This window comes from Pseudomonas sp. Irchel 3A18 (assembly GCF_900187465.1).
Taxonomy (GTDB): Bacteria; Pseudomonadota; Gammaproteobacteria; order Pseudomonadales; family Pseudomonadaceae; genus Aquipseudomonas; species Aquipseudomonas cichorii.
In genome coordinates this window covers 68,430-86,546 of record NZ_FYDI01000020.1, presented here as the reverse complement: position 1 = coordinate 86,546, position 18,117 = coordinate 68,430, and the positions used below count along the sequence as shown (strand labels likewise).

The following is an 18,117-nucleotide window of genomic DNA, read 5'->3' as shown; positions in this document are numbered from 1 at the left end:
CGACTACATCGAGATGTTCTACAACGCAAAACGCCGGCATGGTTTCAACAATCAGCTGTCACCGGTAGAGTTTGAAAAGCGTTACGCAATGAGCTTGCAAGGTGTCTAGAGAATCCGGGGCGATTCACTCGTAGAGGCGTACTCTTCTTTAACGATCATGTCGATATCCCTATCCTTACAATCCATCCAGATAAATTGAGGCCAAAGAGCTTCCCTGACTCAAAGCCTGAACCGATCCACCGACTGCGATAACTGCCCCGCCAGCGCCGACAATTCATCAGTCGTCCCGGCCGTCTGGCCAATGACTCTGCTGTTGCCTTCGGACATGTTGGCGATCATTTCCACTTGATGGGCGATTTCGTTGCTGGCCAGGCTTTGTTCGCTGATGGTGCGGCTGATGTCGTTGACCAGTTGGGTCGTGCTCAGGGTGGCTTCGAGAATTTCCTTGATGGCGGTTTCGACTTCAGCGGTGACGGCCATGCCCTTGTCGACCTGGGCAACGCCCGCTTCCATGCTGGTGACGGCTTCGCGGGTGTTTTGCTGGATGCGCGAAACCATGCTGGCAATTTCCTGGGTCGAGGCGCTGGTGCGCCCGGCCAGGCTTCTGACTTCGTCGGCAACCACCGCAAAGCCACGCCCCTGCTCTCCGGCGCGGGCAGCTTCGATGGCGGCATTGAGGGCGAGCAGGTTGGTCTGGTCGGCGATGCCTTTGATCACCTGGATGATATTGAAAATGCCCTCGGATTCTTCATCCAGATTGCGGATCACTTGGGCCGATTGCTGCGAAGAACGGGCAATGCTTTCCATATCGCTGACCACCTGATGAATCACTCGACCGCCATTTCTGGCCAGTGCTTCGGCCTGGTTGGCCATGTCCAGAGCGCGTTCGGCGTGCCGGGTGATTTCTTCGATGCTGGCCGTCATTTCACTGGCCGCTGCGGACATGGTGCTGGCTGCGGTGCTTTGCTGTTGGCTGCTACCCGCCACTTCATGGCAGCCGCTGCTCAGTTGCTGGCTCATGTCGGTGACGCCGTGGGCATTGCGGCGCACCACTTCGATCATGCCTCGCAAGTCGCGCTGCATGATTGCCAGGCTGCGAATCAGCATACCCGCTTCGTCACGCTGGCGGGGCTCGGCAATGGATTCGCTCAGGTTGCCATGGGCAATGCTTTCAGCGATCCGGCTGGCGGACTGCAACGGCCCCATGATGCTGCGGATAACCCAGAGCCCCTGAACGACCAGCAATATCAGGCTGGCAACGAGTACGACACCAAGGGTGAGGTTGGCGTTACTGCTGGCTTGTTGGGTTTCTTCGCTGGTCTGCTGCGTGCTGCTTTCGATGACCTCGCTCAGGCTGGCCATTTCGTCTTCAAGCTCACCGAACGCCTTGTTGAAGACGCCCAGTTCCTTTTGTGCGCTCTCGGGGTTGTCGAGGGCCAGCCCGACAATTCTTTCGCCAGCGGCAATGTAGGTTGCGAGGCTGGGTTTGACCTTGTTCAGGCCCGCCTTGATGGTTTCATCGACCGGCAGCTTGAGGTTTTCGTCGAGCACTTTGCGAAAGAGCGCGGCATGTTCGGCAATGGAGTTTCGCACCTCGTCTTTGGTGCTGTCGCTCTTGCCCAGGCCAACCAGCATGGCGGAGAGCACATCGGCGCGCAAAGCGTCGTGCATCATGTCGGCTTCAAGATGGTTGCGCAGCGCGGTCATGCTGACTTCGTTGTCCTCCATCGCATGGGCCATCCGGACATTGCCCACGTAACTGACCAGACTCATGATCAGGATGGCTAGCACACCGGTCCCGATAAGCAGAAGCAAACGTAGTTTTATAGACACCCTGCCGCCCTCTTGTGGTCCTTCAGATAGAGCAAAACCTAGTTCCAGACTGGTTATCGGCACCCTCGCCGGGTTAGTTAAGCCTATTTCCAGGCTTTCGTTTCATGGCCAGCAGTGAAACGTCCGACACTGAATGCAGCCAAGTGCTATTCTCGACGCGCCACGCAAAGCCGGCAGGCAAAATACGTTGAAGACAGGGATAAAGGGATGATTGACTTCAGTAACAAAGGTTTCTTCAAGCTGAAGCAGAACAGCGAATACGCCGAGCGTGTGACTGAACTTCTGCTGGAAGGCGAACAGATCATCGATTCCTATAAATCGTTGCGCGATGGCGTGGTGTTCACCAGCAAGCGAATCATTGCGGTCAACGTGCAGGGCATCACCGGCAGCAAGAAGGACTTCACGTCCCTGCCCTACAAGAACATCGTCGCCTATTCCGTGGAAACCTCCGGGACCTTCGATCTGGACTCCGAACTTGAGGTCTACTTTTCGGCGCTGGGTAAAGTGAAATTCGAATTCACCGGCAAGACCGAGATTGTCGAGATTTCAAAAATCATCTCCAGGCACATCTTCTAAACTCGCGACCTGCCCAGCGCCAGTTGATCGTTCCATCTCCAGCAGACAGGCACGATCAACATCCACCGGTTTTCAATCCCTGCTCCGCAAATACTCCGCCATCGCAGCAAAGCGCCGCCGGGTTTCGTACTCGAACAGCCGATTGACCAAAGGGTCGAGGACTCGGCCCAGCCAACGTGGGCGCATCTGGATTCTGAAGGTGTAAATCAGCTCCGAGCGGTCGTCATCAAGGTCGCGGTGCTGCATTGATGCGGCCCAACCCTCGAACCAGCCCGCCGGCTCCACCAGTACGACAGCCGCGACGTTGCCCGGCTGATAATTCACAAATCGAGTGCGCATGGCGAAAAAGCGCTTCCAGCCGCGCCCCTGATTGAAGGTGATCGCACCCACATAGGGATGGCTGCCGCCGCCCTCCACTTCAGCCCGCGATAGCAAGCTGTCCCAGCGCATTCGCACGTCATGGTCGTGGAAGGCCTCAAAAGCGTCGGCGGCGCTGGCTGGCATGATCATCCTGATTCGGTTTTGCCGCATTTTCTGCCCCTGCTGATTACGCTTTGCTTACCCGACCAGACGCTGGACGATGCTCACCAATCGCTCGCCAACCTTCTGGGCATCGCCCCGGCTTTGCGCCGCCAACTGCGCGCCGTCGAGCACAAACAGGATTTCGCTGGCGGTGCCTTCCGGGTCCGTCAGACCTGCCTCGGTACACAGCGCAATCAGACGCTCGCTGAGGTCGCGGGAGTGGGCCTCGATCACTGCTCGCGCCGGATGCTCCTTGTCCGGCAACTCGGCGACCGAGTTGGCGAAACAGCAGCCTCTATCAGCATCGGCGGCCAAACGACTGGCAATGAACCGCGCCCAACCCAGCAACTGGGCCTTGGGGTCATCGGGGTGTTGCACCTTGAGCTGGTCCAGCACATCGGCATAGGCCAGGGACTCAAGTCGCAACCATTCGGCAACCAGCGCGTCCTTGTTCGCAAAGTGCCGGTAGATCCCCATTTTGGTAGTACCCGCATGGGCAGCGATGGCCTCCACGCCGACGCCACGAATCCCGTCCCGATAAAAAAGCTCATCGGCGGCGAGCAGAATTCTCTCCCGTAGCGGCAATGTCGGATTGTCTCTTTTCATACGTCACCCTTGACGATGATACCGACCGGTATCAACATGATACTGATCGGTATCAGCGAGATATTAACATGAACGCCAAGCACTACACATTTGGCTCGACCCACATCACCCGCGTCAGCGAAAAACTGTTCGACGCCTTTGCGCCCAATGCGCTGTTGCCGGACTGGGACAACAGCGCCATTGACCCGCAGCGCTCATGGCTGGTGCCCGATAGCCTCACCGCCACAGGCCAGAAGGTGATCATCAGCGTGCATACCTGGGTCATCAAGACGCCGCAGTATACGGTGCTGGTCGATACCGGCGTCGGCAATGCCAAGCACCGTCCGGGCCTGCCCATTTTTCACCAGTTGAACGAGCCCTGGCTGGAACGCCTGGCGGCTGCCGGGGTAACGCCCGAAGAGGTCGACTATGTGCTGCTCACCCATTTGCACACCGACCATATCGGCTGGAACACTCATCTGGTGGATGGCCAGTGGGTGCCGACCTTTCCCAATGCCAGGTATGTGTTTCCAGAGGTTGAGTATGAGTATTTCGTCAATGGCTCCGGACGTCAGGCCATGGGTTATCAGGCCTTTGTCGACAGCGTGCTGCCGGTGATCGAATCCGGTCAGGCACTGATGATCGGTGCCGAGGGCGGGCCGTTTCTGGAGGACTTCCACTTCCATCCGACCCAAGGCCATAGCGTGGGCCACATGTCCATCAGTTATCAGCACGATGGCAAGACGGCCATGTTTGGCGGCGACGTCATGCATCACCCCATACAGGTTTCACAACCGCTCTGGGCTTCCTGCTTCTGCGGCCTGCCAGAGGCCGCCAATCGCTCACGGCAATGGTTGCTGGCGTTTCTGGTTGAGCACGACGCCCTGTATTTCAGCTCCCATTTCGCTGGCACCTCGGCCGGGCGTGTCAAACGCCAGGGCGACGGTTACAGCTGGCACTTTGAATAATCCGCCCTTCACTCATCGCACAAGGACACTGCCATGACTGCACCTCACCTCGCGCATACCCTGCGTGCCAGAAAGCTGGACCCTGGTGCCGCGCGCGTGATTGCGCTGATGCGCCAAGCCCCTGCTGCCACGGGCGAACCGACTCCCGAACAGGCTCGGGCCGCCTTTCGTACCAGCCGCCAGGCCCTTGCGACAGCGCCTGTGGAAATAGCCGAAGTTGAAAGCATGAGTGCATCTGGCCCGGGCGGTGAGATACCTTTACGTCTCTATCGCGGGATCGAAACCATTGAGGGCGAAACCCTGCCAGCCTTGCTGTTCTTTCACTCGGGTGGCTGGGTCGTCGGTGATCTGGATACCCATGACGGCGTTTGTCGGCAACTGGCCCTGCTGGCTCGCTGCATCGTGATCGCAGTGGATTACCGCCTGGCACCAGAGCACAAATTCCCTGCGGCAATAGAAGATGCCTTCGCTGCTCTGGATTACGTCCGGGCACAGGCCGCGCAACTGGGCGTCGATGCCGAACGCATTGCCATCGGCGGCGACAGCGCCGGTGGCAACATCGCCGCTGTCCTCGCCTTGATGGCGCGGGATGCAGGCTACCCGCCGCTGGCATTGCAGGCACTGATCTACCCGGTAACCGACTTCCATGGCGTTCATCGCTCCCAACAACAATTGGCCATGGAACCGCCGCTGACAGCCGCCACACTGAACTGGACCAAGGCTCAATACCTGCGCAACGATGCCGACCGCCTGGACTGGCGAGCGTCCCCGTTATTGGCCGAAGACCTCAGCGGCCTGGCTCCGGCCTTTATAGTCACCTGTGGCTGCGACCCTCTCGAAGACGAAGGCCGCGCCTACAGCAAACGCCTGCATGAAGCAGGTGTCACCGTGACCGACAGCCACTTTGCAGGGCAGATCCACGGGTTTATCACCATGGGCCGCCTGATCCCGCAAACCACCGAACTGCTGGCACAGATCGCCGGGGCGCTGGATGCCGCGTTTCATAGAGGGGCCGAGCAGAGCATTGGACAGTAGGGGCGGACTTGAAGGCGATGCATTTTCTTTGGAGATACCGGCCTCTCGCCTTACTTCCCAGTTGAATACGTTCCGGCTCTGAAGAGGTACAAAAACCCTATTTCCATCACAAGAATGAATCCCGCAAATCCTGAATCCTGTCTGGCACCAAGGCTGCTAGGCTAACCAGTCAAGTGCCGTTTCCCCAACATGGATGACCGGGATGTCGTACCAACGCTTGTTTTACCACCCTGTCTGCTTGTGGCTGATTGTGCTGGTAACACTTTTTCCCGCCAGCATCGTGACGTGGGGATTGTTCTGGCAGCGACTTGGCCTTGGTAACGGCATGATGCTCACAATGGCAGCTTTGCTACTGGCGCAAGGGATTATCTGGGCATCCGCGTTTGGCATTCGGTCTTATCGGATAAATCCCGGCAATCGCAAAGCCTGGCTCAGAGCACTCACAATACCGGCCATCGCCCACGGCGCACTCGTGATGATTGGCGTATTCGCGTCCTCAGCACCTGTGACCTTCAGCACGTTTCTATTGGGTGGGCCGATCCTGGCTTGCGGCTATATGTGGATGCTGGTGCGTCAATCGCAAACATGGCAACCGCCCCGCCCGGCTCCATCCCCTCGACGCAAATGGCAGTGGCGATCACTGCCAGCACGCGCCCTGGCAGTGGTGACTCTCGCAAAACTGCCCTTGCCTCAACCCAATGACCGGCAGACGGTATTTGCTCTGGTGTATACCTCAGCCATTGGCTTGGTTGCTACCGCAGTCGTTATTCACGGGATCGCAACCAATGACCTGGTGGTCGTGAGCAAGCGAGGCTCATTCCATGTCAGCGGGACCGAAATCATACCGTTTGCCAGCCTTTATATTTGCCTTGTATTGATCTGTATATCTGTCGTGGCCGGTCACCGGGACGAACGACCCAACGCCCATGTTTACAGGCGGTTTCGCAACGTCATGGCGTGGATCGCTGGCGTCCTGCTGACCTATGCAATTTTGTCCCCTCTTGTGCGTCTCATTGTGCTTATTGCTTCGGGGCCACACCGCTAATGCCCCCTAAGATCAACTGACCGGGGCTGATACCTGAACCCGCTTGGAAGCTCCCGATCAGCACCATCCCATCAAGCAAAAAGCGACCAACGCCGCCCCAGCAACCGCCGCCACCAGGACCCGGTCACGACCTCGGGCTGCACCTGAACCAGCTCCGGCAAATCCCGTAACTTGACCCAAAGCTCTCCATGCCATTGCAGCGAACCCAGGACATTGCCTTGCCAGCGCATCTGGTACAGCAGAGGTTGGTCGGCTGCATCCGTCTGGCGGGCATCCAGAGCAGGCAAGACTTCCTGCGCCAGCCAGCGGCGCAGTGCGCGGTTTTCCGGGACGTAGTGATGCACCAGCATCGCGAAGGCACCCGATTCACTGATCATCAGGCATTTTTCCCAGCTCCCGTGGGTCAGCAGCCAGACGGTGCGGCGTTGATCGATATCGAGTTTGAGGGTGGCGCGTTCGTCCAGTTGCTTGCCCATCAGCCGGGCAAGATCCTGCAAGGGAAACCAGACCTGGGCATCCAGCATCACGGCGCGCAGCATGCGGTGGTGGCGGATGAAGATGGTGGGCTCGAAGTGATCGGTGCAGGGTGGTGAGGGGTATGGAAGGTCCATTGTGTCAAAGCTCCTTGTGAGAAAAAGAGCTGCCGGACGTCGTCAAACGAATTGGGTGGCAGCTGTGCGAAGGTTGACGAACCGGCCTTCACTCGCGCACACCGGCAGACCCTAAGGTCTCCGACGCACAGCCGCCATGAAACAACCTCATGCATGAAATGGCATGAGGCAGCATGGAGCGCGATTGCGAGTGCAGGATCAGGTCGTCAAACCCGGCCGCTGATTTTGCAGCGACGCCGCACCTTAAATCCCCGAATCGACACATACAAGCGGTTGGGATTTTCTAGGAAATTTCACTCAAGGGAAAGGGAATAAACCAGGCGGCTGAGCTATACCGATCAGTCAAAACGTACACATCATGAAGTGAGAGAGGCCTTGGCGGGACGCATACCGGTCACTTGCATAATCTTGCGCATTTGATTTGCAAGGGGCTGGCAGCTAACGCTTCACCGGGTAGGATGTGACTCGTAAAGAGGAACTCCGTAGCAACTATTGTGCTTTCAGGTATCAAACAGTTTATTCATATCTAATCGATGCCCACTCGGCATTTTGAGCAATCTATATCTGCTTTAAGAGCGAGTTCACCGAACAGGCGAAGATAACTCCCCTGAGCGCCATGGTATTGCCTTGGATCTAATAACTACCCAATCCGGGCGGATTATTTATCACGCTAATCTCTCCGGAGTGCGAGTCACTTCAATCCATTCAGGAAATAAAGCGATGTCATCCAGTCACACTCAACATCTGGATCTATTAACTGTTGGGCTGGCACAGATTGCACCAATCTGGCTTAACCGCGAAGCGACTCTTGAGAAAATAGTCGATTACATCGGACGCGCAGCAGAACAACAGTGCCACTTCGTTACGTTCGGTGAAGCCCTGTTGCCCGGCTACCCTTTCTGGCTGGAACTGACCGATGGAGCGCGCTTCAACTGCTCAATACAAAAAGATATCCACGCTTACTACCTGAAGCAGGCAGTAGAGATTGAGGCAGGGCATCTGGATGCCGTTTGTGCTGCCGCTGCCAAACACAACATCGCTGTCATGCTCGGTTGTATCGAACGGGCAGCGGATCGTGGTGGCTACAGCGTGTATTGTTCACGGGTTCATATCGGGGCGGATGGTGTGATTGGTTCGGTACATCGTAAGTTGATGCCGACCTACGAAGAACGCCTGACATGGTCGCCGGGTGACGGGCATGGTTTGCAAGTCCACCCCGTCGGATCATTTACTGTCGGCGGTCTCAACTGCTTTGAAAACTGGATGCCCTTGTCGCGTGCCGCACTGTATGCCCAAGGCGAAGATCTGCATGTCGCTCTATGGCCCGGCAATCTGCGCAACACCGACGACATCACTCGCTTCATCGCCAAAGAGGGACGTTGCTTCACTATCTCGGTATCAGCGCTGATGCGGCGTGAAGATTTTCCATCCGATACGCCGCACCTGGACTTGATACTAGCAAATTGCCCAGAGATCCTGGCAAACGGCGGCTCATGTATTGCTGCGCCAAATGGCGACTGGGTCATTCCGCCAGCCGTCGGTGAAGAGTGCCTGTTGGTCGCGACGCTCGACCGCAATGAAGTGCGCCGTGAGCGGCAGAACCTTGACCAGGCTGGGCATTATTCGCGGCCAGACGTTACGCGACTTGTCGTTGACCGGCGCCGTCAAAATGTTGTGACGTTTGAAAATTGATATGAGCTAAACGAGCAGGCGGGAGGCCTGGTTAACGGGACATTCTTTTAAGACCTCTCTACGTAATTTGGACTGCGTAGCAAGCTCATGGAGGGCAAGAATCTGCACCGGCGCAGGTGGCAGTTCTTACCCTCCACCCGAGTAGCAATAAGTCACTGTGGCAGTTGGCAGCCTTTTTTCTTCAGCGACTCCAGCACCCAGGTACGATCATTGGTTCCTTGAGCGATATGTTCCATTTGCTTGCTCTCTGCGGTGTGTTTGGCAACTGCATGCTCATACACCTCGGCGACCTGATCATAAGGTACACACAGCAGGCCATCGTCATCGCCGATCACCAGGTCGCCCGGTTCAATCACCATGCCGTCGATGGCGATCGGCACATTGATCTCGCCCGGGCCATCCTTGTAAGGCCCCCGGTGTGAAATCCCCGCTGCAAACATCGGGAAATCACCTTGGCCGATGGCGCCAGCATCCCGGATCGCACCATTGATCACGATGCCCGCCACGCCACGCTTGACCGCGTAGGCAACCATCATTTCACCGATCAACGCATTGGACAGGTCACCGCCGGCATCCACGACAATCACATCGCCTGGCTGGGCAATATCCAGTGCGTAATGAAGCATGAGGTTATCCCCCGGACGGGCCTTGACCGTGATCGCCGGGCCGGCAAGCACGCCAGCGCGATGCATCGGACGCAATCTGGCCCCGCCTGCGGTCATGCGGTGCATCGAGTCGCTGACGTTAGCGACCGGAACCTCCCGATAGCGCGAAACCCAGTCTGCATCGACCTTGCGTGCGCGCTCCAGAACCCTGAACCCAATGCTCATGTGACGCCCCTCTGTTATTGATGTTGTTCGATGTCGTCGGCTGTGCAGATACCGACAAAAACAGAATTACATTTCATTATATAAAAACACATCTCCATTGAACCCCAACCAGCACTCAAAAAACAAGATTCAAATCTTAATATTGCAACGCCATTTCAATATGGTAGTGTTGAGCACAAGCAAAACCTGCTCATCACATCTGAAGCGACCATAACAAGAAGGTGTCTGACATGACCCGAACCATCCTGCTCACCGGCCCCGAACTCGCATCGGACGCCATGAATCTGGCCGCAAGCCAAGGCATCAGGGTGATCCCCACAACGCCTTATCTCCCTGCCGAGGAACTGGAAGCGATCATTCGCGCCGAGCAACCCGATGCGATCATCGTTCGCCAGGGCCAACTGACACGCGCCATGATCGAGGCATCCACCAGACTCAAAGCAATCGCCAAGCATGGCGTGGGTTACAACACCATCGATATTCAGGCCGCCGCCGCTCAAGGCGTGTCGGTCAGCGTTGCAGTAGGTGCCAACGCGCAGTCCGTTGCTGAACATGCCTTTGCACTCATGTTCAGCGTGGCCCGCCAGACCGCTCTTCTGGACGCACGCATGCGCGATGGCCACTGGGACAAGTCTTCAGCGAACGGCATTGAATTGTTTGGCAAGACCCTTGGCCTGGTAGGCCTGGGCTCGATTGGCAGCATCCTGATGGATCTGGTGGCACCGCTGCAGATGAACGTGAAGGTTTATGACCCCTATCTGCAGCAGTTGCCCGAGCGGGCTCATGTAACGCGGGAGGAGGATTTCGATCGCCTTCTGGCCGAGAGCGACATCATCAGCCTGCATTGCCCCCTGACAGACGCCAATTACAACCTGATCGGTGCTGAGCAATTCCAGCGCATGCGCCCTGGCTGCATTCTTATCAATACAGCCCGCGGCGAGTTGATTGATACCCAGGCCCTGATTGACGCGCTGAGCGAACGGAAGATAGCGGGTGCCGGCCTGGACACCTTCAACCCTGAGCCGCCACCTGCCGACAGCCCGCTCTGGGGGCTGCCAACCCTGGTCGCCACCCCGCATGTCGGTGCCAACACCTCCGAGGCGCGAGCGCGCGTGGGGCTCGTCGCACTTCGCCAGATCCTTGATGTATGGGAGGGCACACCTCTGGACCCTCGGTGCGTGGTCAACCGTCACCTGCTTGACCGTTGATCCCGTGATCGTGAGCCCACCTCAAGGGGGAGCTCAGCTCATTAAAACACTCCAGAAAAACAAGAACCGGAGAGTCACATGACATCAACAGCCTCCAGCGTCAGCGAACTTGAACGCAGCACCATGCATCGGGTCGCCTGGCGCATATTGCCCTTCCTCATCATCTGTTACCTGATTGCGATCATTGACCGCGGCAACATCGGCATGGCTTCGCTACAGATGAATGAAGACCTGGGCCTGACCGCAAAAGTATTCGGCTTTGCCAGCAGCCTGTTTTTCTTTTCCTACTTTCTTCTGGAAGTCCCCAGCAATCTGGCCATGCAAAAGTATGGCGCGCGTATCTGGATCGCCAGGATCATGATTACCTGGGGATTGATTTCCGCAGGGACCGCCTTCGTGCAGGGCGCCAACTCGCTCTATGTGATGCGTTTTCTGCTCGGCGCAGCCGAAGCCGGCTTTTTCCCTGGCGTGCTGCTGTATCTCACCTATTGGCTGCCTTCCGCTTATCGTGCACGCATGGTTGCCATCTTCATGGTTGCCATTCCTGCCGCTAACTTCATTGGTTCTCCTCTGTCGGGGCTGTTGCTGAGTCTGGATGGCTGGATGGGTATGCGCGGCTGGCACTGGCTGTTCATCATCGAAGGTGTTCCAGCCGTATTGCTGGGGATCGCCTGCCTGTTCGTCCTGACCGACCGCCCCGAGCAAGCCAAGTGGCTCAGCAACGAGCAACGTAGCTGGTTGATACAGCGCCTGGCAGAAGAGGCCTCGAAGAAAACGACAATCGGGCACATTTCGTTGTGGAAGCTGCTTCGCCATAAAGATATCTGGGTGCTGGCATTGATCTATTCGGGTGCCTCTGCCGCCGGCAGCACCATGAGCGTCTGGGCACCACAACTGCTCAAGACCTTTGGCTTGAGCGCTATGGAAATCGGACTGATCAACGCCATTCCCTACGGCCTCGCCTCGGTGTTGATGATTGTCTGGGGGCGCAGCTCCGATCGCACCGGCGAACGTCGCTGGCATACGGCAATGACCATGCTGATGATCGCTGGCGGCCTGCTGCTGACGCTGTTCACCTCATCATTGGTGGCCACAGTGATCATGCTGAGCCTGGTGCTGATTGGGGCCTACTCGATGAAGGGGCCATTCTGGGCACTGGTTTCCGGCTGGCTTTCGTCGTCTACCGCTGCGGCGGGGCTCGCAGCTGTGGGTGCCCTTGCCAACCTGATCGGCGGCGGCATCATGGTGAATGCCTATGGTGCGATCCATGACGCAACAGGCAGCTATGCACTGGCACTGATGCCACTGACGGCACTGTGTACCCTTGCAGGTGTCATGGTTCTGATCATCGGTCGCAAGCGCGAACGCGAACAGGCAGAACAGACCGGGGCTGCCGTCGCCAAGAACTGAAACACCCACCTTGGCAACGCCTCAATACAACAAAGAGGTTTCAAATGGCTTTATCTCGTCGCCCCCGGACCTCATCTGGTTGAACTGGAGCCACGCCTGGCCAGGCTGTCGACAAAACGGGTGATCGATCATAGGGGGCACGTCCCCCAGCCCGAAGGCGTGAAGTCCGGTGCATTCGCCTCACTGATCCGGCTGCTGGACTTCGCTCGATCTCGGGAGCGCCGCGCTATGAAGACTCGACAGAGTCTGGGTTACTGGCCCGCCGCCTTGCAACCCAGGCTGCGCATCAGATCGCGCGCGGCCTCAAAAAAGATACCTTTGAAGCTCTCGGCAGCCTCTTCCGTCAATCGACTTGCCGGCCCTGAAATGACCAGAGCGCCCATCAATTCCTCCTGGGCTCCGTAAATCGGAAGTGCAACAGAGGCTGCATGAGGGTCGGTCGCGCCACAAGAGTAAAACGGTTTTTCCAGCGCCATTGCGGTCTGGAAAGAGGCACGCAACGCCTGGGCTCCGGCAGCCTCATCCATGGGACGCATGTCACCGGGCTGCATGTTGAGCCGCAGTCGATGAATGGAGTTCACCCGGTATTGGCACATACGATAGGCGCCATGCCGAACGTAGAAGGATACGGTTTCCCCCGTCCGCTCAGACAAGTAATGCAGTTTGGGCATTACATGGCCTTCCAGATCGAGCGACTCCTGGTAAACGGCATTGAGCCTCATGACTTCACTGGCCAACTGATAGCGTCCGTCGGCCATTCGCGTGATGAAACCATGATTTTCCAGTGAAACCATCAAGCGCATGATCGTGCTTTTAATAAGCCCCGTACGTTCGACAAGCTCCACCAGAGTCAGCGCCTTATCACCGACCTGAAATGCCGTGAGCACCGTCAAGACCCTATCGGCCGAAGCCACACCGTTCACCGCAGGGCGCGGCCGCGCTTTTACCATTACAGACACCTCGACTCGTGGAGCCCATCAGCAGGCTTGACCGGGCATTATCCGACAACGAGGTCATCCTCGCCATCGTCGCAGGCATGCCCCCTGCCCCCAAAGCCCGGCTGATCGCCCATGCAGACCAAATCCGCTCCCAGAACCTGCAACTTTCGCAAGCAGGCCCAGGATCGCTCATCACGTACGCTGGCCGCGATCTCCATGACGATCTGGGCACGCCTGGCCAACCGCAGCCAGCAACGCCTGCTCTATGTCGCCACCCAGTCATTCGCCGTTCCGTTCTACGTGGTCGCATCGATCCTGATGCTTGGCACCTGCCTGATGCTCTGGCTCGGCGATCCGGCACGCCGCAAGGACGCTGAAACCGGGCAGGCAGCTTACGACAGCGGCTCGCGATAAAGGTCCTCCAGACTTCCATCAACCAAACGTTGCTTCAAGAACTGCAGCCGCAGGTGCATAAGGCGATTGCAGTTCGCGAGCAGCGTTTTGCGTTGAGAAGGAAGCGATCAGAAAAATGATACCCAACGCCGCAGGCAGTGCGCCTTTGGGGTTGCGGACGCCCAGATGAGCCATGCCGGACAGCACCAGGTGATAGAAGATACCGGCATAGGCGAGATCGCTCAGCGCTACATTGAAGTGCCAGAGAATGGCGATGGGGCCAAGCACCTTGATGACGATCATGAACGGCACAAGAGTCGGGGCCGAATATCCCAGATCCGCTTGTGCCTTTCGCACAAAGTCGCCCTTGGCGATATACAGGCTTGCAGAAACGAAATACAGCAGCGACAACAAAACGGTGCTGATCCAGTAGAGGTAATAAGTGGTCATTTTTTCTCTCTGACTTGAAAGTAAGTTCAATAAGTGGCGAGGATGTCGCCTAACATGAACTTCAACAAGTAGGATGAATGAATGGTGGCTAGTATGGAAAACCAGACTATTGAGGAAACTACAGTCAATATGCATGAGGAAATGCGTCGTGCATTTGCTCTGCTTTCAGGTAAATGGAAACTGGAAATCATGTGGCTGCTCAATCAGCGGATCTATCGCTTTGGCGAACTGCGCAAAGCCATTCCCGGTATTACTCAGCACATGCTGACAGCACAACTGCGAGAACTGGAGGCCGACGGTCTGGTGTCACGCACCATCTTTGCGGAAGTACCACCGCGCGTCGAATATGAAATCACCCAAAAGGCTCGGGGCCTGGGGCCAACAATGGAGGCGCTCGTTGCCTGGTGGAACGAGTATGGGGGAAGCGTGCCGGTCAAGCCCGCCGCACGCGGGCGCAAGGCAAACTGACATGTCGCGGGCAAGCCCCCTCCCACGAGGTGTTCATCCTGTGAGAGGGTCGCGACAGCTTCATTTCAAACGACGTATCGCTATACCGCCTTCGCCCGTGCCGCATGCAGTTTCTTGTAGCTGTCGATCAAACGCTGGTGCCTGTCGAGCCCTTCCAGCTTCATACTGGTGGGCGTCAGGCCGTAGAAGCGGACGCTGCCGTCCATGGAGCCCAGCACCGCGTCCATTCGCTCGTTGCCGAACATGCGACGGAAGTTGACTTCGTAATCCTCAAGCGCCAGCTCTTCGTCCAGTTCCACTTCCAGTACCACGTTCAGGGCTTGATAGAACAAGCCGCGCTCGACGGTGTTGTCGTTGAATTGCAGGAAGGCTTCTACCAGCTCTTTCGCCTCTTCAAACTTCTGCAAGGCGAGGTAGATGAGCAGTTTCAGCTCAAGGATCGTCAACTGGCCCCAGGCCGTGTTGTCATCGAACTCGATGCCGATAAGGGTGGTGATGTCGGTGTAATCATCCAGTTCGCTGTCTTCCAGGCGCTTGGCCAGCTTTTTCAGGCTGGCAGCGTTCAGGCTGTGCAGGTTCAGGATGTCGGCACGGAACAGCAGTGCCTTGTTGGTGTTGTCCCAGATGAGGTCTTCCAGCGGATAGATCTCGGAGTAACCCGGCACCAGAATGCGGCAGGCCGATGCACCCAGATGCTCGTACACCGCCATGTACACTTCTTTGCCCATGTCTTCGAGAATGCCGAACAGCGTCGCGGCTTCCTCGGCATTGGAGTTTTCGCCCTGGCCGGAGAAATCCCATTCGACAAATTCGAAGTCGGATTTCGCACTGAAGAAGCGCCACGACACCACGCCGCTGGAGTCGATAAAGTGCTCGACGAAGTTATTGGGCTCGGTCACCGCATGGCTTTCAAAGGTAGGCTGCGGCAGGTCGTTGAGGCCTTCAAAACTGCGGCCCTGAAGCAATTCCGTCAGGCTGCGCTCCAGCGCCACTTCAAAGCTTGGGTGCGCGCCGAACGAGGCGAATACGCCACCGGTGCGCGGGTTCATCAAGGTGACGCACATCACCGGGAATTCGCCGCCCAGCGACGCATCCTTAACCAGCACCGGAAAGCCCTGCTCTTCCAGGCCCTGGATGCCAGCCAGAATGCCAGGGTATTTCGCCAGCACGTCCTGCGGCACATCCGGCAAGGCAATTTCACCTTCCAGAATTTCGCGCTTTACTGCCCGCTCGAAGATTTCCGACAGGCATTGAACCTGCGCTTCGACCAGCGTGTTACCGGCACTCATGCCGTTACTGAGGAACAGGTTTTCGATCAGGTTGGAGGGGAAGTACACCACTTCGCCATCTGACTGGCGCACATACGGCAGCGAACAGATGCCGCGCTCGACGTTGCCGGAGTTGGTGTCGTACAGATGCGAGCCGCGCAGTTCGCCGTCTGGGTTGTAGATTTCCAGGCAGTATTCGTCGAGGATTTCTTCCGGCAGCGCATCTTTACGCCCTGGCTTGAACCAGCGCTCGTCCGGGTAATGCACGAACTCGGCATTGGCGATGTCTTCGCCCCAGAACTGATCGTTGTAGAAGAAGTTGCAGTTGAGCCGTTCGATGAACTCGCCCAACGCCGACGCCAGTGCGCCCTCCTTGGTCGCCCCCTTGCCATTGGTAAAGCACATCGGCGATTGCGCATCGCGGATATGCAGTGACCAGACATTGGGGACGATATTGCGCCACGAGGCGATTTCGATCTTCATGCCAAGGCCCGCCAGGATGCCCGACATATTGGCGATGGTCTGTTCCAGCGGCAGGTCCTTGCCGGCAATGCAGGTGCCTGCTCCGGTGGACAGACTCGGCATCAGCAAGGCCTGGGCGTCGGCGTCCAGGTTCTCGACTTCTTCGATCACGAACTCAGGCCCGGCCTGCACCACCTTTTTGACTGTACAGCGGTCGATGGAACGCAGGATGCCCTGACGGTCCTTGGCGGATATGTCCGCAGGCAGCTCGACCTGGATCTTGAAGATCTGGTTATAGCGGTTTTCCGGATCGACAATGTTGTTCTGCGACAGGCGAATGTTGTCGGTGGGGATATTGCGGGTTTCGCAGTACAACTTCACAAAGTAAGCCGCACACAAGGCCGATGAAGCCAGGAAATAGTCGAACGGACCCGGTGCCGAACCATCGCCCTTGTAGCGGATAGGTTGATCGGCAACCACCGTGAAGTCGTCGAACTTGGCTTCGAGTCGGAGGTTGTCGAGAAAGTTGACCTTGATTTCCATGCGGGATTACCAGAATAGCGAGCAAACGATTGGCGGCCATTATCCGGTTTTTCAGCTGGAAGTCTTGCGCTTTCACGGCTGTGCCGACGTCCCCGGGCAACTCATACCTGCCACTGGGTCACTGAGCTGTAGGTGGGACGTCCTCTGGCTAATTACTCCTCCCACGCCAAGAGATTGTTTGGCGTATCACCCAATGCCGTCAGGTCGGCACAATGACCGCCACCCGCTCCATTGAATAATGCCTTCGCAAACTCGCCCGAGTAAGGCATTCCCTCCAATATAGGCCGTTTCCCGGCACCACTGCCATTCGGGCGCTTGAACGCCTCTATTCCACTGGTATATTCACTGGGGAGCAGGATCTTTATATTGAACCATTCCTTGATCCACTTCCGGTAATTGTCTATCCATGCCTTGCACCAAAGGCACGCATTCTTAGAACCGCCCAGGTAAACAGTGTGTCCATTAAACTTAACAGGATTTGCCAAAACCTCTTTGGTCAAAAAAGAAAGCAAAACCAATTCTGCATGAACATCTTTGATGCTTTTAACAATATTGACTTCGCCACTATCCGCGTAACTTTTTACAAAACCACTTGGTTGACCTGATGCCTTTGTTGCTCCCGTGGCCTCTGAAACGCCCAGAAAATGGCGCAAAAACCATGAAAGCTTTTTATCTCTCGTCAAGTCTGTCGATTTTGGTTTTGCGATCAAATCCAAGATTGCATCTATTTGATCATGAGTGGGTGTATTCCCGAGATATATCGGCTTTACCTCAGCAAACCCCTGAATAACCGAGTTATCTTGAGGGCTGTACTTTGGCATACGGTGTGAATCTACCGCGACTTTACGAGACGGGTATCCGGCGTCGTTAGTTTCCTTGCTTTTATCAACCGCTATCCAGCGCGTGCTGTCCATGGACAGCAACTCATGGCTATAACGCATACACAACTCAAACTCTGTGCGGCTACTGACGCCGAAGGAGGCCAGATAAGACTTTATCAACTCGCCCTCATCAATCCGGTCAAAGTTACCGGCGATAAATAATTTATCCTTGATTCGCATGCACTGTACTTCCTGTACCTTACCTGCAGTCCTGGTACCCAGCGCCGCATTCCAGTCCCTTGTCGCCGCAGCGGCTTTTATTATGGTTGAGATGTAACAAAGCTCGTTGGGACGCATCAAATCCAAAGCATTTACCGACATCGTTCCTCCTTGATACCTGATAACCACTCACTAAGAGTTCACTATAAAGGATAAGAAGCCCTCATCGAATAAGCCGAG

The 18,117-nt window shown here is 56.6% G+C and carries 19 protein-coding genes and 1 pseudogene; 10 read left to right on the top strand and 10 right to left on the bottom strand.

Translation table 11 applies throughout. From position 1 onward, the window contains the following. Positions 1-109 (top strand): IS3 family transposase (locus tag CKW23_RS26380; RefSeq protein ID WP_130926105.1); only part of this gene is annotated, 109 nt, incomplete at its 5' end. A gap of 110 nt (positions 110-219) precedes the next feature. Here the strand turns inward: CKW23_RS26380 and CKW23_RS27350 are convergent. Together CKW23_RS27350 and CKW23_RS27345 are read right to left on the bottom strand one after the other, a co-directional pair. After that, positions 220-945 (bottom strand): methyl-accepting chemotaxis protein, encoded by a 726-nt coding sequence (locus CKW23_RS27350; RefSeq protein ID WP_371856597.1) that lies wholly within the window; start codon positions 943-945, stop codon positions 220-222. Between the two features lie 132 nt (positions 946-1,077). After that, positions 1,078-1,833, bottom strand: a pseudogene (locus CKW23_RS27345) (HAMP domain-containing protein); the annotation flags it as partial. 207 nt (positions 1,834-2,040) lie between these two features. Here CKW23_RS27345 and CKW23_RS24455 point away from each other — a divergent pair. Next, positions 2,041-2,409 (top strand): PH domain-containing protein, encoded by a 369-nt coding sequence (locus tag CKW23_RS24455; RefSeq protein WP_025259164.1) that lies wholly within the window; start codon positions 2,041-2,043, stop codon positions 2,407-2,409. Between the two features lie 72 nt (positions 2,410-2,481). Here the strand turns inward: CKW23_RS24455 and CKW23_RS24450 are convergent, their stop codons facing one another. Together CKW23_RS24450 and CKW23_RS24445 are read right to left on the bottom strand one after the other, a co-directional pair. Further along, a complete protein-coding gene (locus tag CKW23_RS24450; protein WP_095068519.1) occupies positions 2,482-2,940 on the bottom strand; it encodes an SRPBCC family protein in 459 nt (152 codons plus the stop codon). Positions 2,941-2,967: 27 nt separating this feature from the next. Continuing rightward, positions 2,968-3,537 (bottom strand): TetR/AcrR family transcriptional regulator, encoded by a 570-nt coding sequence (locus CKW23_RS24445; protein WP_025259162.1) that lies wholly within the window; start codon positions 3,535-3,537, stop codon positions 2,968-2,970. 68 nt (positions 3,538-3,605) lie between these two features. Here CKW23_RS24445 and CKW23_RS24440 point away from each other — a divergent pair, with 68 nt between their 5' ends. The 3 genes from CKW23_RS24440 (at position 3,606) to CKW23_RS24430 (ending at position 6,564) form a co-directional block, all read left to right on the top strand. Continuing rightward, positions 3,606-4,484 (top strand): MBL fold metallo-hydrolase, encoded by an 879-nt coding sequence (locus CKW23_RS24440; protein WP_025259161.1) that lies wholly within the window; start codon positions 3,606-3,608, stop codon positions 4,482-4,484. 33 nt (positions 4,485-4,517) lie between these two features. Continuing rightward, a complete protein-coding gene (locus tag CKW23_RS24435; RefSeq protein WP_025259160.1) occupies positions 4,518-5,519 on the top strand; it encodes an alpha/beta hydrolase in 1,002 nt (333 codons plus the stop codon). Between the two features lie 202 nt (positions 5,520-5,721). Further along, entirely contained in the window at positions 5,722-6,564 is an 843-nt protein-coding gene (locus CKW23_RS24430) for a hypothetical protein (RefSeq protein WP_095068517.1), read from the top strand. Positions 6,565-6,635: 71 nt separating this feature from the next. Here CKW23_RS24430 and CKW23_RS24425 read toward each other — a convergent pair whose 3' ends face one another. Further along, positions 6,636-7,175 (bottom strand): Bro-N domain-containing protein, encoded by a 540-nt coding sequence (locus tag CKW23_RS24425; protein ID WP_025259158.1) that lies wholly within the window; start codon positions 7,173-7,175, stop codon positions 6,636-6,638. A 720-nt stretch (positions 7,176-7,895) separates the two neighbouring features. Here CKW23_RS24425 and CKW23_RS24420 point away from each other — a divergent pair. Further along, on the top strand, positions 7,896-8,867 hold the full coding sequence (locus CKW23_RS24420) for a carbon-nitrogen hydrolase family protein (protein ID WP_025259157.1): 972 nt from the start codon (positions 7,896-7,898) through the stop codon (positions 8,865-8,867). Positions 8,868-9,019: 152 nt separating this feature from the next. Here CKW23_RS24420 and CKW23_RS24415 read toward each other — a convergent pair whose 3' ends face one another. After that, complete coding sequence (locus CKW23_RS24415; RefSeq protein ID WP_025259156.1) at positions 9,020-9,697, bottom strand: RraA family protein; 678 nt, start codon at positions 9,695-9,697, stop codon at positions 9,020-9,022. Between the two features lie 230 nt (positions 9,698-9,927). On the opposite strand from CKW23_RS24415, the gene CKW23_RS24410 reads away from it, so the two are divergent. Together CKW23_RS24410 and CKW23_RS24405 are read left to right on the top strand one after the other, a co-directional pair. Further along, the gene (locus CKW23_RS24410; RefSeq protein WP_025259155.1) at positions 9,928-10,905 is read left to right on the top strand and encodes a hydroxyacid dehydrogenase; all 978 of its coding nucleotides are present in this window, start codon (positions 9,928-9,930) and stop codon (positions 10,903-10,905) included. 78 nt (positions 10,906-10,983) lie between these two features. Next, positions 10,984-12,315: an MFS transporter gene (locus CKW23_RS24405; RefSeq protein WP_025259154.1), complete on the top strand. Its 1,332-nt coding sequence runs from the start codon at positions 10,984-10,986 to the stop codon at positions 12,313-12,315. Between the two features lie 251 nt (positions 12,316-12,566). Here CKW23_RS24405 and CKW23_RS24400 read toward each other — a convergent pair whose 3' ends face one another. Then, entirely contained in the window at positions 12,567-13,265 is a 699-nt protein-coding gene (locus CKW23_RS24400; protein WP_025259153.1) for an IclR family transcriptional regulator, read from the bottom strand. 120 nt (positions 13,266-13,385) lie between these two features. On the opposite strand from CKW23_RS24400, the gene CKW23_RS24395 reads away from it, so the two are divergent. Continuing rightward, positions 13,386-13,667, top strand: a complete 282-nt coding sequence (locus CKW23_RS24395; protein WP_038399770.1) for a hypothetical protein — start codon at positions 13,386-13,388, stop codon at positions 13,665-13,667. 18 nt (positions 13,668-13,685) lie between these two features. Here the strand turns inward: CKW23_RS24395 and CKW23_RS24390 are convergent, their stop codons facing one another. Then, positions 13,686-14,096: a DoxX family protein gene (locus CKW23_RS24390; RefSeq protein ID WP_025259151.1), complete on the bottom strand. Its 411-nt coding sequence runs from the start codon at positions 14,094-14,096 to the stop codon at positions 13,686-13,688. Positions 14,097-14,189: 93 nt separating this feature from the next. Here CKW23_RS24390 and CKW23_RS24385 point away from each other — a divergent pair, with 93 nt between their 5' ends. Then, on the top strand, positions 14,190-14,564 hold the full coding sequence (locus CKW23_RS24385) for a helix-turn-helix domain-containing protein (RefSeq protein WP_025259150.1): 375 nt from the start codon (positions 14,190-14,192) through the stop codon (positions 14,562-14,564). An 80-nt stretch (positions 14,565-14,644) separates the two neighbouring features. On the opposite strand, the gene CKW23_RS24380 is transcribed toward CKW23_RS24385, so the two are convergent. Both CKW23_RS24380 and CKW23_RS24375 read right to left on the bottom strand, forming a co-directional pair. Beyond that, positions 14,645-16,837 carry an OsmC domain/YcaO domain-containing protein gene (locus CKW23_RS24380; protein ID WP_025259149.1) on the bottom strand — a complete coding sequence of 731 codons (2,193 nt, stop codon included), beginning with the start codon at positions 16,835-16,837 and terminating at the stop codon, positions 14,645-14,647. A 152-nt stretch (positions 16,838-16,989) separates the two neighbouring features. Further along, positions 16,990-18,039 (bottom strand): hypothetical protein, encoded by a 1,050-nt coding sequence (locus tag CKW23_RS24375; protein WP_025259148.1) that lies wholly within the window; start codon positions 18,037-18,039, stop codon positions 16,990-16,992. Positions 18,040-18,117: the final 78 nt, after the last annotated feature.